Below are 847 nucleotides of genomic sequence, written 5' to 3' on the forward strand. Positions count from 1 at the left end.
TAGGTCGGATCGACATTCATCGCATCCATATCATTGCTGCGATGAGGTGAACGATACCTGTGAAATGGACGCTTCTGCGTTCATAGCGGGTTGCGAAGCGGCGGAAATGTTTCATTTTGCCGAAACAGCGCTCGATGCGATTTCTATGTTTGTAAGCGCGTTCGTCATGGGGAATGATGATCCTGCGCGATCTGTTTGACGGGATCACCGCCTCAGCGCCCATGGCGGCAATAATCTCACGCAAGACATTGCCGTCATAAGCTTTGTCGGCCAGGACGGCTTCGCCGGCTTGCCCCTCGAGCAGAGCCGGTGCCTGTGTGATATCGCCGACTTGGCCCGCCGTTATGATGAACCGCAAAGGCCGCCCCAGTGCATCGGCAAGCATGTGGATCTTCGTGGTCAGTCCTCCTCGGGAACGCCCCAGCGCCTGGTCCTTGGCCCCCCTTTTCCGGAGGCCGCCTGCTGATGCGCACGAACGATCGTGCTATCGATCATCAGATATTGATTGTTGCGATCGACCGTCAGCGCCTCGAACACCCGCTCCCATATGCCGGCATGGCACCAGCGACTGAAGCGCTTGTGAACCGTCTTCCACTTGCCATAGCGCTCCGGCAGGTCACGCCAATGGGCCCCTGAGCGCAAAACCCAGAGACAGCCGTTGACAAATATACGGTTGTCAGAGCCGGTTCGACCGGGATCGCCAGCCTTGCCGGGCAACAGCAAAGCAATCTTATCCCATTGCGCGTCGCTCAACTCATAACGCTTTGCCGCCATTCATAGGCCTCCGTGTAGCCTATGAATCACCGATTAGATGATTTGGGAATCCTGAATGTCGATCCGACCTAGG

The 847-nt window shown here is 56.8% G+C and carries 1 protein-coding gene; it reads right to left on the reverse strand.

The features are described 5' to 3' along the window. Positions 1–16: 16 nt before the first annotated feature. Positions 17–774 (reverse strand): IS5 family transposase gene (locus ACMGE0_RS33570; protein WP_436820175.1). Its coding sequence is split into 2 segments (ribosomal slippage): positions 17–432 and positions 432–774, totalling 759 coding nucleotides; the frame shifts between segments, so codons are not numbered across the junction. Between the last annotated feature and the right edge of the window lie 73 nt (positions 775–847).

The organism is Neorhizobium descurainiae, from assembly GCF_051400715.1.
In the GTDB taxonomy this organism is placed as follows: domain Bacteria; phylum Pseudomonadota; class Alphaproteobacteria; order Rhizobiales; family Rhizobiaceae; genus Neorhizobium.